The organism is Boseongicola sp. (genome assembly GCF_057460485.1).
In genome coordinates this window covers 1-14,681 of the sequence record NZ_JBVCWP010000080.1, presented here as the reverse complement: position 1 = coordinate 14,681, position 14,681 = coordinate 1, and the positions used below count along the sequence as shown (strand labels likewise).

General features: G+C 54.6%; 13 protein-coding genes and 1 pseudogene. 1 reads left to right on the top strand and 13 read right to left on the bottom strand.

The window, feature by feature from the left end; all coding sequences use genetic code 11:
* Window positions 1–105: 105 nt before the first annotated feature.
* From AC221Y_RS11135 to AC221Y_RS11080, 12 genes and pseudogenes are all read right to left on the bottom strand, one after another.
* Window positions 106–1,081 (bottom strand): annotated as a pseudogene (locus AC221Y_RS11135) (IS5 family transposase).
* 111 nt (window positions 1,082–1,192) lie between these two features.
* Window positions 1,193–2,302 (bottom strand): enolase C-terminal domain-like protein, encoded by a 1,110-nt coding sequence (locus AC221Y_RS11130; RefSeq protein ID WP_486707337.1) that lies wholly within the window; start codon window positions 2,300–2,302, stop codon window positions 1,193–1,195.
* Window positions 2,302–3,990 (bottom strand): GH3 auxin-responsive promoter family protein, encoded by a 1,689-nt coding sequence (locus AC221Y_RS11125; protein ID WP_486707336.1) that lies wholly within the window; start codon window positions 3,988–3,990, stop codon window positions 2,302–2,304. The genes AC221Y_RS11130 and AC221Y_RS11125 overlap by 1 nt, the downstream gene beginning before the upstream one ends.
* Window positions 3,987–5,318: a sterol desaturase family protein gene (locus AC221Y_RS11120; RefSeq protein ID WP_486707335.1), complete on the bottom strand. Its 1,332-nt coding sequence runs from the start codon at window positions 5,316–5,318 to the stop codon at window positions 3,987–3,989. The genes AC221Y_RS11125 and AC221Y_RS11120 overlap by 4 nt, the downstream gene beginning before the upstream one ends.
* 126 nt (window positions 5,319–5,444) lie before the next feature.
* A complete protein-coding gene (locus AC221Y_RS11115; protein ID WP_486707334.1) occupies window positions 5,445–5,756 on the bottom strand; it encodes a hypothetical protein in 312 nt (103 codons plus the stop codon).
* 537 nt (window positions 5,757–6,293) lie between these two features.
* Window positions 6,294–7,169 carry an alpha/beta hydrolase gene (locus tag AC221Y_RS11110; protein ID WP_299756091.1) on the bottom strand — a complete coding sequence of 292 codons (876 nt, stop codon included), beginning with the start codon at window positions 7,167–7,169 and terminating at the stop codon, window positions 6,294–6,296.
* Between the two features lie 3 nt (window positions 7,170–7,172).
* A complete protein-coding gene (locus AC221Y_RS11105) occupies window positions 7,173–7,874 on the bottom strand; it encodes an ABC transporter ATP-binding protein (RefSeq protein ID WP_299756088.1) in 702 nt (233 codons plus the stop codon).
* Complete coding sequence (locus AC221Y_RS11100) at window positions 7,874–8,644, bottom strand: ABC transporter ATP-binding protein (protein WP_486707333.1); 771 nt, start codon at window positions 8,642–8,644, stop codon at window positions 7,874–7,876. The genes AC221Y_RS11105 and AC221Y_RS11100 overlap by 1 nt, the downstream gene beginning before the upstream one ends.
* A complete protein-coding gene (locus AC221Y_RS11095; RefSeq protein ID WP_299756083.1) occupies window positions 8,641–9,642 on the bottom strand; it encodes a branched-chain amino acid ABC transporter permease in 1,002 nt (333 codons plus the stop codon). Before AC221Y_RS11095 ends, AC221Y_RS11100 begins: the two co-directional genes overlap by 4 nt.
* Window position 9,643: 1 nt before the next feature.
* The gene (locus tag AC221Y_RS11090; RefSeq protein ID WP_299756081.1) at window positions 9,644–10,567 is read right to left on the bottom strand and encodes a branched-chain amino acid ABC transporter permease; all 924 of its coding nucleotides are present in this window, start codon (window positions 10,565–10,567) and stop codon (window positions 9,644–9,646) included.
* A gap of 76 nt (window positions 10,568–10,643) precedes the next feature.
* A complete protein-coding gene (locus AC221Y_RS11085; RefSeq protein ID WP_299756078.1) occupies window positions 10,644–11,810 on the bottom strand; it encodes an ABC transporter substrate-binding protein in 1,167 nt (388 codons plus the stop codon).
* Window positions 11,811–11,909: 99 nt separating this feature from the next.
* Window positions 11,910–12,452, bottom strand: a complete 543-nt coding sequence (locus AC221Y_RS11080) for a 3-hydroxyanthranilate 3,4-dioxygenase (RefSeq protein ID WP_299756075.1) — start codon at window positions 12,450–12,452, stop codon at window positions 11,910–11,912.
* Window positions 12,453–12,648: 196 nt separating this feature from the next.
* Here AC221Y_RS11080 and AC221Y_RS11075 point away from each other — a divergent pair, with 196 nt between their 5' ends.
* The gene (locus AC221Y_RS11075) at window positions 12,649–14,082 is read left to right on the top strand and encodes an NAD-dependent succinate-semialdehyde dehydrogenase (RefSeq protein ID WP_299756072.1); all 1,434 of its coding nucleotides are present in this window, start codon (window positions 12,649–12,651) and stop codon (window positions 14,080–14,082) included.
* A gap of 12 nt (window positions 14,083–14,094) precedes the next feature.
* Here AC221Y_RS11075 and AC221Y_RS11070 read toward each other — a convergent pair.
* Window positions 14,095–14,681: aspartate dehydrogenase (locus AC221Y_RS11070; RefSeq protein WP_486707332.1), on the bottom strand; the 587-nt coding region annotated here is incomplete at its 5' end.

Genomic DNA, 14,681 nt, shown 5'->3' with positions numbered 1-14,681 from the left:
GCGCTCTTCGTCGGTCAGATCCAGCTTGGGTTTCAGGGGTGGTGTCAGACCGCCTTGTTGCACAGATCAGCTGTAACTGGAAACGCGCCCTACCCGAGACGGATTTCAGGCGGTGCGTTCGAAATGCGGGCGCCCAAGTCCAGTCATCCGGTTTAGAATCCGGACGCCAATCTTGACTTTTGTTTTCTGATTTTCGAAGTTGCGCGCCTTTAGCTTGGGCCCAATAACTGTTTTCTAGCGGCCCATGAGGGTCTCACCTCGGCTGCGTTGATTGTAGCCAGGGGCTTTCTGCCAGGCCATCCGCCCGCGGGCTGCGATCTCGGCGATATCGCAGTCACGTACCGTCGGATCCTGTGCCGCATCAGGGCTCGGGCTGGCATTCTTGGGAGGAGGAATTGTGGCCTCAATCATCGATCCGAAACGCGCGGTAAGAAGGTCGCGTGTTGGGCCACCGTCGTATGCACCGTCTGCCAAAAACTGGGTGACCGGGCCGGCTATTTGGTCCAGCAGACCCGGTAAGGCTGTCGGATCACCAACCTCATCTGTCGTCAGCTCGTCGCAGACAATCTCACCGCTGACAAGGTCCAACCCCAGATGCAGCTTGCGCCAATGCTTGCGTTTTACCTTTGTTTTATTCTTTTGAACGCACCACTCGCCTTCACCAAAGATCTTCAGGCCGGTACTGTCCACGACCAAATGGATCGCGGCGTGGTTGTCGGCGCGTGACTTTTTGCGATTTTAGGCTGCTGCCCCGGCGCGACAAGGTGGAGAAGTCTGGCACTACGACCTCAACCCCCAGAAGCTTGGCAATTGAACGCATCAAGCCTTGGGTTTGACGCAGCGGCTGCGTGAAAACCACACCCGAAGTCAGACACATTTCAATCGCCAGATCAGAGTAACGTGACTGCCCGCCACGCGTCTTGCGGCGTGGAGCCGCCCACAAAGCTAGCGCGTCTTCGCTGATCCACATCGTCAGATCACCACGCCGACGCAGGCTCTCATTGTACTCCGCCCAATTGGTCACCCGATACTTCTGCTTGAGGATTTTGTCACGGCGCGTGGCGTTGAATTTGTGCGGCATCTATAGCATCCTGAAGAGAATAGTCCGCACAAGTATTCGCGGAGGCGCGATCCCTGCAACAAGGCCACCTATACCGACCTTCAGGTCTCGTGCTTGGCCCTGTAGCTCAATTCAAGCACTCCACTCAACTCGATCAGAGGCAATACTCAGTCCAAAACCTGATTTTCGCGCGAGAGAATAACGATCTGGATTCAGAATGCCTGATCTGCCAAAGGTCAGCGGTGACTGCGTAAGATCTTGCTTTAGCAGAATCTTACCGAAAGCGCCTTCTCGGGCTAGCGGGCTCTTGCCTAGTGCGTGCCCGACAGTCATCGCCGCTCGGGTTAGCAGACTGGTTTCACCCACGTGCGCCCCAAGAATCACGCTCATACCTCGAGCGTGCGCAGCCTGCGCAAGCTCAATTGAGCGTAGAAGGCCACCGCATTTAGATACGCGGACATTTGCAACCCAGCTGTCTGGCTGCCCCGAATACTGATCAAGTTGAGAGGCATTGATGAGGCTTTCATCAAGAATAATAGCGACACCCAGTTCTTGGGATATCCTTTGCATTCCAGAGACATCACCTACGGAAAGTGGCTCCTCAATAGCCCAGACATTGCGGTCAATTGCGTTGATGTGCTCTATGCATACCTCTGGTGCTTTCCACAGATTATTCGCATCGACACGAATTGTCGCGTGTTGGGGTAACCGGGCGAGCTTTTGCTTGTCACGCTCGAGGTTGGTGTTCAGCTTGATCTTGAAATCGGACAGCCCCACAACTGAGTATGCAAATGCCGCGATGCCGGTTTTTAGAGGTGAGCTGTCACCAAGCACAGCGCTGTAGCGCATCGGGGCACGCAAAGGCGGATACCCAAGATATTCCTCGATCGACAACCCATCACGCCGCGCAAGAAAATCCAATAGCGCCATCTCGACGGCGGCGAAGGCCGCTGGATTCTGAGATACTTGAGTTTCATGAGATTCGATCCACTCCCGAATTGTCGATTGATCCGCGCAAGACTCAACAAGGTTGGGCCCGTACTTAGAGACAAATACCTGAGCGGTTTCTTCAGTTTCTCCGGTAACATAACTTCGCGGGCAACCTTCACCAAATCCGCTGATCCCACTTCGATCGGAAACCTCCACAATAATATTAGATGTTGCTGCACGAGAAGCAGACGCATGAGAAAATCGGAATCGAAATTTGCTGGGAAAATGCCCCCATCTCAGGACCGGCGACATCAGCGTGACCCGTCAGGAGATGTTGCATCTTCCAAGACTACCCAGGGGGCAAGCTTTGCTGACCAGTCTCGCTGATAGCCTAGGATGACGGGTTTGTATTGCGCTTCTCGCACTCCTGCTGCCACGCTTTGGTCTCGCAATGCGCTCATTGTTCCCGGCTTTAGTCGTCGCCCAATCAAGGGATAAAGTCGGTCGCTTGCACGTTTGTCTGCGTATTCGCTGTTCACTACTTGAAGCTGCTGGTCCACGAATGCAGCAAAGGCATATGGGTCAGCTCCTCCATTAGTTTCGATCAGAAATTCATACCTTGCTGCCGTCTCGTCAGCGAGAAACATGTAACCACTGACAGAGAGCCCCAAAGAGGAGATCAACGTGGACGCAGCCGTAATTACTTGATGCTCGCTGAGCTTCTCGCCCGTAATATTTGTAACGCCGCGTCCCTTCTGCAGAAAGCTCAGGCTTGGACAGGCTCCGATGCCGGTTTTGGCGCGCAAAAGATCATTGATATTATAGCGATAGAGGCCTGACTGAGTTGTAACAAAGACATAATATTCTTTGCCGTGTACTAGCTCATGGATTCCCACGAAGTGTTGTCTGTTTTCATCCCAGTCTTCACGCAAAACGAATTCGTACACGTGCTCGGTAATCAAGGGCATACAAATATTTGAAAGGGCATCGAAATTGAATGTGCCCATGAATTCGCTTGCGGCGTATCCGTATTCCACAACCTTCACTGAGGCGGGTAGATTGTGGCGAAGTTTTGAAAGAGCGACGCCGCAACTTCCACCAGTCCAAGTTGCAATCGCCGCGAGTCTTGGCCACACGATTTCCGGCGACAATCGAGAGTCAGTCTCAAGCGCCTGACGCAGACTTAGCAATCTCCCAGGCTCTATTTTCTGAAAGATTTCGCCGACTACCGAAACAACGGATGGATGAAGGTTTTTGGCCGAGCGGGTTTCAAGCGCATCAAGAAGTAGTTCCTGATCAGCCTCAATAATCTCGCAGACTTTTAAAATAGAAGAAGGGTTCGCCGTTCCAATGCCGCTGATATCGGAGCGTGACAAAGCTGCTAGTGCGTAGACCTGATACTTCGCCGCGACGTCGCAAATCTCAAAGGTTTGAGCGGGAATAGCGAACTTTGCGGCGAGAAGGCGCGGGAGCGATTTATAGGCACTTCCCGAACTGGATCCGTAAGCGACACCGTTTTCCAGGCGCCCTTCGATCGGTGGGCTGGCCATTCCTAGAATTGCCCCCGAGAAGAACCCGGTGCTTTGCCATGTAGACAAAGACAATAGTCGTTGAGTTAAACGCATCTGACGCAGCCCGTTTTGGGTCACTGGTATAAACTTGCTTCTTCCAGTCGTTCCGCTGGTCTTGGCGCAATATACAGTTGGCTCGATGGTGAGAGCAGACTCACCTGATATTTGTCGTTCGATATACGGTTGCAGAGTATCAAATGTCTGCACCGGCACATTTTCACGAAACGATTTCATGTCGTGGATGGCTGCAAAGTTATGCCGTCTTCCAAAATCTGTTTCGGCGTTTGCAGCGACAATTTTCAACAATAGTTTTTCCTGCACTTTCGCAGGGTCAGCGAAGGCTTTTTCGACCGGACCGCGATACACAGACAAAATCCAATACATCCCGAGATCTATCAGTCGGTTTGTGATCGCGCCGGAGGCAATCATTTGTCTGTCGCGTCCGTTGGCGTTGTAAACGGCGCCATGAGTTGGGCGCGAAAACTGTTGGGCCAGTTTCGATTTTCAATTCCGACGCGCCCAACCTCACGGTTCGCCGGTAGATACCGGGTTCCAAAAATCGTATCCCATATAATAAGGTTGTTGCCATAGTTCGAATTTGCTTCAGATATCTTCGCTGAATGATGCCATCTGTGTAGCTCAGGGCCGGCAATGATATAGTTGAGCGGCCCGAGCTTAACCTCAGCGTTTGAGTGTTGATAAAAGCCATTGATGGCATAAAGGACAAAATACGTTCCGAACACTTCAGGGCTTACGCCCAGCAATAAGAAAGGCGCTGTGTCTCCAAGGAACTGTATTGCTTTGTCAAATGGATGAAATCGACCAACATTGATCGTGTAAAGTTTGTCAGATGCGTGGTGTACCGCATGAAGACGCCAAAGTGGGCCATAGACATGAAGCGCCCGGTGTATCCAGTAGCGAAAGAACTCCGCCACCACCAACATCAGCATGATTTGAACCAGTATAGGCGCCTCGTGTGGCCAAAAGCCAGTTATCGCAACCACTTCGCTTTGGGAGACGCCCACAAGAATTGCCAAAGTCAGCGCTTTCAATGTGACCGGGACACCTATCTGAACAAAAGCAACGAAAAGCCCGTCCTGAACTACTTCCTTAAGAAGAGGGCGCCAGTCCTTGCGTGCAGGCGCAAGAGTCTCGTGCAGGATAATTCCAACCAACCCTAGAAGCGCGCTCAGATAAGATGAGAAGAGAAGTGGTGCGCCGGTGTCTCGCAGCCAGACGTACATTGTAAATCCGCTTATGATCAGGATCGGATAGGCAGCTACAGCCGCAATCTTGCGGGCCAAATGCTCCCAGAATGTGGAAGGTTCTTCGGCCGTTAGAAGCGTGCCCAATGTCAGCAGAAAAGCAGCCAATATGAAGTGAAATGCGGATGATACCGCTCCATCAAACCACGACGATGAAGACAACTCGAGAAAGCCGATAACCATACGCAAAAACATCGCCAGTGCATAAACGAACGCTGCAATCTTGAGTGCGCGGCCAAGGCGAGGTCTCCGAGAATTTGGGCTAACCCCCCAAGTAACGGTGAGCATTGTCAAAAATATCAGTATCTGGAGGCCCAATAAAACCGGATAGGGCATGGTATCGGTGTGCCATAGATCAAAGCGCGGCAATCCGTCCAAATCGCGGTTGAGTTGCAGGTACTGCGCGATGATCCGGAGAGAAAATATGAAACTGAGTGCTACCAGTATTGGCCGGAGAAGTTGTGAACGGCCGCCGTTTTGTGTCTCGTTCATCAAGGAAGCATCCCTTTGTTTTTGTTCGGGAGCGGCACGTAGTTTCATGGCTCAAAGCCCCGAACTATGGGCATTACTCGGTTTCCGTTGTGTTTGTGTCTCGAAGCAAGAGAGCTGATTGTCATTTCAACGAAATCTGCATTCCGCCGCCTGTCCGGCATATGCAGAGCTGCGGGTATCGTTGAAGCCGGGCAGAAGGCAGGCTGCGAAGGTGCTGAAAAGCGCGTCGCGGGTGGGCTTCATAAACTTAGTTGATGAAGCGCCGGGCAAGGGATTGTCTGCAGCGCACCCGGAAAGAGCGACTGCGGCTCCAAGCGCCGCCACGGCAAGGAAGCCTCTGAATGGGCCCCGGCGATCGGCGCAATCAAGATCAGCGGATCCATCAAGTGTATCTGAACCCGTGGTTCCGACTGGCTTTGTGGAATAAATTACATTCATCTCGACCTCCAGGAATTTATATGAACAGCGTTCAAATAAATTGTTACGCGCGCGGCGATCGCGAGTCAACAAATAAATGAACGACGTTCATATTTGTAGCCAAGCCAACCCTATCAGGAATCGAAGAATTGAGGAGAAAGTCAGTCAAACTTCTTTACTTCCGAATATTCGCTCTGCTGCTTCACAACCAAAACGCGAATATTGAAGCTCGTGATCACTTCCTCAGAGCCAGATACCTTCTAAAAACGGTGGCGTGTGCGTTGGCGGCGCGGTTTAGCTTGAAGGCACCTCCGTTGGAAAGGCTGCGCTCGTGGTTGAACACGGCGCCATACCACCCGCCATGAAACTGAAAATGGCCGCCTGAATTCCACGGCTGAGCCCCATTAAAAATGGGGGGATTACCGAGTGATTGTTGATCTCGAACACATTTTAATCAGAAACTCTTGTGTCACCCAATACAATCTGGGCTGGCTTCTTCCCTGCTCAGCGCCAACTGGCCGAGCCGCGAGGACGGCTCGGTCTCTTTTCGTGATGGAGCTAGGGCTTCGGCGAAACCACCTTTTTGGGCGCATTAATCATGTCGATTGCTGTTCGAAATAGACGTGTTTCAGGGTCTGCAAGATCAGCGATGACATCGAAGTGGTTGCGGTTGGGCACTTCAAATTCGATGACCGAGCCTCCGGCTTGGGAAACTTTGGCGGTGAAGTCCTGACTCTGGCGTTTGAACTCGGTGGTTTCGGTTTCACCCCAGACAACGACAAGAGGTACGTCGACGGGGGCCGGTAGTTGCATCGGGCTATTTAAGCGCGCCAAGGCTTTTGTCAGGGACAGCCAATCGTTCGGCTTGCAGAAGCGCAGGGGCTCCAAATCATACAGACCGCTTGCAAGAAGCGCGCCTTTGACCGGGCTTCCTAATTCACTGGTGTCCGGCTGGAGTGCCATTGCTGCGAGATGAGCGCCCGCAGACGAGCCGCCGAGGTAGACACGAGCGGCGTCAAAGCTCAGACGTTGCGTATTTTGAGTGAGGTGCGAGACGGCGCGCCGGACTTGATCGACAATTTGGCCCAGAGACGCGGCCGGTGCCAGTGAATATTCGACAACTGCAACACCGACACCCATCGAAACGAACGATTTCGCCATAAAGGCTGAGTCGGATCTGCCCAGAGCGCGCCAATAGCCTCCGTGGATGAAGACAAACAGCGGGCTGTTGGGCGCCTTGGCGGGAAAGAAATCTATGCGTTCGTCGTCGCCAGGGCCGTAGGCAATATCGCAGATGACCGAGAGGTTGGAATAGGCGCTATTGCTGAGGTTGCGATAAGCGCGCATCTCGGCGTCGAAGTCGCTTACCGTGCCGCGGGCATCGTATTGTGTTTCGAGGTCGGCCATTGTCATGCAGCGATAGGGGTGTTCCAAACCTCAGACTCCTAAATATTTTTCAGCAAAGTTGTCTTCAGCGCGCATGGCGGCGATGTCTCCGTGCCAAGCGACCTGGCCTTTGACGAGAACGTAATTGTCATCAGCAAGGCGAGCCATATCGTCGAGGTTTTTGTCGATCACGAGGGTCGTTTGTCCTTCAGCTTTCAGTTCACTTAGGACGGACCAGATTTCCTGGCGGATAAGGGGGGCGAGGCCCTCGGTGGCTTCGTCAAGGATCAACAGTATGGGGTTGGTCATCAGAGCGCGCCCAATGGCCAGCATTTGTTGTTCGCCGCCGGACAATGAATTTCCAAGCTGGTTCACTCGATCCCTGAGGCGTGGAAAGCGCGCGAATACTTTATCGAGATCCCATGGGCCGGGTCGGTTAGATCGGTTGGCAGCCGTCGCAACGAGGTTTTCGCGGACGCTGAGTGTTGGGAAAATCTGACGGCCTTCCGGGACAAGCGCTATCCCGGCGCGGCCGATTTGATATGGGCGCTGTTGGGTGATGGTGTCGCCGTTGAATCGAATGGTTCCCGCCTTAGCGGGTGTTAGGCCAGTAATTGTGCGGACTGTTGTTGTCTTACCCATGCCATTGCGACCCATGAGCATGACAAGATCGCCTTCCTTGAGTGTCAGGCTAATTCCGAAGAGAACTTGGGACGAGCCGTAGCTGGTTTCGACGTTTTCAAGGGTCAGCATCAGGCGGAGTACTCCTGGTGGAGTTCATGCGTTCCAAGGTAGGCTTCTTGCACGTCGCGGTTGGCTCGGATCGCTTGGGGTGTGTCTGTTGCGATGATTTTGCCGTAGACGAGAACGGAAATCCTGTCTGCGAGCGAGAAGACAACGTCCATATCGTGTTCGACGAGCAGCATTGTCGTGGTGCCGCGAAGGCTAGTCAGAAGGGTTGTGAGATTGCGACTTTCCTCGACGCCCATACCCGCCATTGGTTCATCAAGGAGGAGAAGTTTCGGGTCGGCGGCGAGGGCCATTGCGATTTCAAGTTGGCGTTTCTGGCCGTGCGCCAAATTTTCGGCGCGGCTGTCAGCTTCGTCCGCAAGGCCTGTGCGTTCAAGAATGGCGTCAGCTTTGGCGCGTTCGGCCTGATCTGAGCCTGCTTTGGCGAAAACCTGGAAGACCTGGTTGTCCAGAGATTGCAAAACAAGACCCACGTTGTCGCGAACGGTGAATTCAGGAATGACCGAGGTAATCTGGAAACTGCGAACCAGTCCGGCATGGGGGCGTTTGTGGGCCGGAAGCGCCAGGAGGTCCCGTCCGTCGAACGTGATCGAGCCGCTATCGGGCGTAAGATAACCGGAGATTTGGCTGATGAGGGTGGTTTTGCCTGCTCCGTTGGGACCGATCAGAGCGTGAATTGTGCCCTCATTGACAGTGAGAGAGACGTTCTCGGTTGCTTGCAAAGCACCGAATGACTTGGAGAGATTCTTGATGTCCAGCATAGGGCGGCTCACCCGTTTTTCCTGAAGATGAGACCGTAGAGACCGGTTTTAGCAAAGAGGACGATGAGGATCAGAATTGGCCCGAATACAACGCGCCAATGTTCCTTGAGAAGGTCCATACCAAGTTCGTGGAAGATGATCGGCAGAAATTCTTCGAGAAGGAGAAATACGAATGCGCCCATGACGGGGCCGATGAGCGTTCCAATACCGCCAAGGATGACGACGATCATCAGGTCTCCGGATTTGGTCCAGTGGGTTAGTCCGGGGCTGACGAATTCGGTGTGGTTTGCCATCAACGCTCCTGCGAGGCCCGCGCCCGCGCCCGCGATAACGAAGATCAGGAGCTTTGCGCTGTAAGGGCGGATGCCGATAGATGTCATGCGGTCTTCATTTTGGCGAATCGCAGCAAGGACGCGGCCGAATTTTGATCGGACGAGACGGTGGCAGAAAGCGAAGAACGCGGCGAAGATTGCGAGGCAGAAATAGTAGAACGTGATGCGATCGTTGAGGTCGATGACCGGCAGGACGTTGCGGCCTTCGAACATCATCATGCCATCGTCTCCGCCGTAAGCCTCGAGGGAAACGAAGAGGAAGAACAGCATTTGGCCAAAGGATAGCGTGATCATGATGAAGTAAACGCCCTTTGTTCGTAAAGCGAGTGCCCCGATTATGAGAGCGAAAAGGGCGGAGATCACAATGGCGAGGGGCAGGACGATGAGGCCTGTGAGAGTGCCGTCGAAGCCCAAAACCGTTGTGTCTTCGAAGTTGTGGAAGGCGAGGATGCCGACGACGTATGCGCCTACGCCGAAGAAAGCGGCGTGGCCGAAGGAGACGAGGCCAGTGTAGCCGATGAGGAGGTCGAGACTGACGGCTCCGATAGCGAAGATGACGAGGCGCGTGGCAGTTGAGATGAGGTAGGACGAATTGGCTGCGGTGAGGATCCATGGCAGAACAACGAGGAGCAGCGCGCCGAGGGCGTAGAATGCTGGGAGGTGCTTTTCGCTGAGCATATCAGACGGCCTTTATGACAGGGAAAAGGCCGGTTGGTTTGAAGACCAGTACGATAATCATTAACAAGTAAACCGACATAGAGGAAAGCGCTGCGCCGACCCCGTTTGCTGTAGCAGGGTCGAGGAATTGTTCGAGGATGTCAGGGAGAAAGGCGCGACCCAACGTATCGACAAGACCAACCGTCAGCGCGCCTAAAAGAGCGCCTCGAATCGAACCAATGCCACCGATCACGATACAGACGAAGCTGAGGATCAAAAGGTTCTCGCCCATGCCGACTTCTACCGATGTGAGGGGGGCGGAGAGACCGCCCGCGAGGCCTGCGAATAGGGCTCCGACGACAAAGATTGTGGTGTTTAGGGCCTGGATGTTGACGCCAAGGGCTCGGATCATTTCGGGGTTGGTTGTTCCGGCCCGGATACGCATGCCGGTACGGGTTTTTACGATGATGAACCACAGGACCGCGGCAACCATCAGGCCGACCGCGATGATAGTGATGCGGTAAAGCGGATAGGTGAATGTCTCGGTAATCTGCACCGCGCCAGAGAGCGCTTCAGGGACGTTCAGGAACAAGGGTGTGCGGCCAAAGACGATCGAGACGGCTTCGTTAAAAAATAAAATGAGGCCAAAGGTGGCAAGCACCTGATCGAGGTGGTCGCGGTGGTAGAGCGGACGGATGATGAGAAGTTCGATGACCAACGCGAAGGCGGCGACCACTGGGAATGACAGGAGGAGTCCAAGGAAGAAAGAGCCAGTTAGGTCTGTAAGGACTGCGACGGCGTAGGCTCCGATCATAAAGAGCGAGCCGTGGGCAAGGTTGATAATGTTCATGAACCCGAAGACCAACGTAAGGCCGGCCGAGACGAGGAACAGGAACATGCCTAGTTGCAGCCCGTTCAGCAGTTGCTCGAAGAAAAGCTGGCTCATTTTTTGGTCCGGGGGTGTTAAAATCGAAGGCTGGCCCGGGGAGGCCAGCCCTCTTTTGTCCTACGGCGCTTACAGCTTACATCGGGCACTCGGACGCGTAAGCGTCAGAATGGTTCTCGGCGATGATGCCAGTCGTTCTGTTACGGAATTCACCGTCGATTTCGACCACCTCACGCCCGTACCAGTTCTGGATGGGGTGGTTGTTGGTGTTGAACTTAAAAGGCCCGCGCACCGCTTCAAAGTCGGCAGCTTGCAGAGCGGCTCTGAAGCCATCCATATCAGCAGTGACCTTGCCGCCGGTGGCGCGCAGCGCGCTCGCGATCAGGCGCGCCGTGTCGTAGCCTTGGCTTGCGTAAACGGTTGGCGAACGATCGTAGGTTGCCTCGAAGCTTGCTACGAAAGCGATGTTTGCCGCATTGTCGAGGTCGTGGTTCCAATGCGAGGTATTTTGAACGCCCAGCATGGATGCGCCGACTGCGCGCAGGATGTTGATGTCGGCAGAGGGTGCGGCGAGAACGAGTGGAATTTCGTCACGCAGACCGGCTTGATCGTATTGCTTCATGAAGTTGATGCCCATCCCGCCGGGCAGGAACTGAAACACCATTTCAGGCTTGGCGGCGCGGATCTTCGCGATCTCGGCGGCGTAGTCGGTTTGACCAAGTTGGGTATAGGTTTCTTCGACGATTTCGCCTGTGAAGAAGCGTTTAAACCCGGCCAGTGCATCTTTGCCGGCCTGATAGTTCGGCGCGAGGATGTAGGCGTTGTTGTAGCCTAGGTTTGATGCTGCGATTCCTGCCGATTCGTGGAGTGTATCGTTCTGCCAGGATGCTACGAAGTAGTTTTCGTGGCAGGCTTTGCCGGCGAATTGCGATGGCCCGGAGTTTGGCGAGATGTAGAAGCGACCGGCGCGCAGCGTCAGCGGGGCGACCACAGGTGCGATGTTCGAGAAGATGACACCTGTCATGATCTCGACTTCATCGCGCTCGAGGAAGCGTTCCGCGATGGCGCGGCCATTTTCCGGCTTCAAGCCGTCGTCTTCCACGATGACTTCAACCGGCACGCCGCCGAGAGTTCCGCCTTCTTCTTCGATAGCGAGAAGGAAGCCGTCGCGCACATCTGTTCCGAGATATCCGGCGGGGCCGGAAAGTGTGGTAATCATGCCGATCTTCAGCGCGTCTTGCGCCGTACCAGCCGTTGCGAGCGCACAAAGCGCTGTGGCGGCAAGAAGAGTTTTCAGTCTCATTGTTATCTCCCTAGATATTTGCGCGCGTTTTGGCCGCGCCATTATTCTGATGAGGGTGCCGTTCCGAAAAACCTATCGTCAACGACTAAATTTCTGATTTTAAAGCTGAACCCACCCTTCTGGGGCTTCCTTGCCGGGGTGAACGACGCCGCAGTCGGGGCAAGTTCGGGCGTCTTGGCACGCATAGAAGGCCTGATAGACCGGGGGCAAATCCCGCACGATTGACTGAAGTTGCATCTCGGCACGGTGGACCCGGGCGCCGCATTCAAAGCAGTACCATTCGATTGCATCAAGTTCGCCAATTTGGCGCTTTGGTTCGATGACAAGGCCGATGGAGCCCTCTTGCGGGCGCTGCGGTGAGTGGCGGATGTGGGGTGGCAAAAGGAAAATTTCGCCTTCCCGGATCGGGACGTCGTAGAATTCCTTGCCATCATAGAGCTTCAAAAGCATATCGCCTTTAATCTGGTAGAAGAATTCTTCCACAGGATCGTCGTGATAGTCGGTGCGCTTGTTCGGGCCACCGACGATTGTGACCATCATGTCGGCGTCTTCCCAGATCTGCTGATTGCCAACGGGTGGTTTTAGCAGGTGTTTGTGCTCTTCAATCCAGCCGTTGAAGTTGAACGCGCTAAGTTTCGACATGCCAGCCCTCCTTGATGGTGTCGCAAGAGTGCGGGGATATGAGGTTCAATTCAATAAACAATTCGCGTGTTGGTAATCGTCGCGAGTTTTCTGGGTGGCTGTTGGCGCTGCTTTTATTCCGTCATACCGTAAAGTGGGCGAGGGCATATGCGTAAGCGCTTTTGCCATTGACCACAGCAAAAGAGACGGCGTGCGTATGGAATACCCAGAACTCTTCCTTTTTATCGATGGCGCATGGCGCAAGACCGCGAACACCCTGCCAGTCTTCAATCCGGCGACCGAGGCGGTGATTGGTCAGGTACCGGTCGCCGCTAAGACGGACCTTGATGATGCACTTGATGCAGCGGAGAGGGGATTTCGGATTTGGAGCAAGGTGTCGCCGCGGGAGCGGAGCGACGTGATGCTTCGGGCCGCACGGCTCATGCGCGAGCGCATCGAAAAGATCGCATACTCGATCACGTTGGAGCATGGGAAACCCTATAAGCAAGCTCGCCTTGAAGTCATTCGGGGTGCTGAGTTTTTCGAGTGGGATGCCGGCGAGGCGCAAAGGCTGTACGGGCGGGTGATCCCCGGCGCTCAGGGAGTGCGGCACATGGTATTGCGACAGCCGGTTGGTCAGGTTGCTGCGTTTTCGCCGTGGAATTTCCCGATGAGCCAACCCGCGCGCAAGATTGCGGGGGCCCTGGCATCAGGGTGTTCGGTGATTTTGAAGGCCGCTGAGGAAACGCCTGCTGGTGCGCTGCATATCGCGCGCGCATTTCAGGATGCGGGGTTGCCGGACGGCGTGTTGAATTTGGTTTTTGGAGTTCCGGCCGATATCTCGGCCCACCTGATACCTGACAATAGAATTCGGTTGGTGGCCTTCACTGGGTCGACGGTTGTAGGACGCAAATTGACAACTATGGCGTCAGAATACATGACTCCGGTTTTGATGGAGCTTGGGGGTCACGCTCCGGTTATTGTCTGCGACGATGTGGATCCTGCTGTGGTTGCTCCGATTTGTGCGGATCGAAAGTATCGCAATACAGGGCAGGTGTGTACGTCGCCTACTCGCTTCTATGTCGATGAGGGTTTGTTTGGCAGGTTCTCGGACGCGTTCACCGCCAAGGCGAACGCCACGATTGTTGGAGATGGCCTGATTGAAGGGATCGAAATGGGCCCCGTTGCGAATGATCGGCGACTTGAGGCAATGGCGCGGCTTGTTGAGGACGCGGTTGAGCAAGGGGCTGACTTGCTTGCCGGGGGCGCGCGGATTGGGAACAAGGGGTATTTCTTTGAGCCGACTGTTCTCGCGAATGTTCCTGATACTGCGCGCATCATGGCGGAAGAGCCGTTTGGCCCGATAGCGATTCTAAATCCGGTTGGGTCATTGGACGAGGGGATTTACCAAGCAAACCGGCTTCCCTATGGCCTTGCAGCCTATGGGTTTACACATTCAGCGGCCAACGCAGATCGTATGGCCGAGGGTGTTGAAGCTGGAAATCTGTCTATCAATACGCTCGAAGCTTCGTTGCCGGAAACGCCCTTTGGGGGTGTGAAGTGGAGCGGGTACGGACGAGAGGGGGGCGAGGAAGGCTTGCACCACTACACGGTCGTAAAGAACGTGTCTCACAAGATGTCCATCGACTAATACGAGTCAGCTTTAGAACCTGATCGGTTTGCGATCCTCAAGAATTTTTGCGACCACGCTCATGGCTGCAAGGGCTGAGCTTCTCGGATTGTCCGGCAGGCTGTTGCCGGAGATTGCGAAGGTCAGGGCGCCGAAATCCCCTGTCGCGGTGACCTCATGGATGTTTGAGGTCGCAAAGGGGTCAGCGATCAATTCGACATCTGTATTGTCAAAACCCAGTGACGATAGTGCGACGGCGGCGGCAACGTTTGCGTTCTTGGGGTATGCGAGCGAGGCCTCTCGGGCGGAACCTGAAAAATGAGTTGCGGCTTCGGACAGGTTGGCGAGATCAAGCTTGTCTTCTGCAGGAGATCCCATCCAGCCTTTCGGTGGTTTGCGTCCTGTGTAGGTGACCTTATCGAGTGTTCCGGCACGGCCTGCCCGCAAAGCGTCAAGCGCGCCGATTGCGCCGCTTGACAGATGCAGCACAGACCCGCCTTCCTGCGCAGCGTCGCCGAGTTCCGCTTCAAGTTTGGCATCGGCAAGAGCCCCAATGGAGACGGTCACGACATCGATGCCCGCGCGCAGGGCCTCAACGCCGTGAGTGCGAAGGGCTTCGT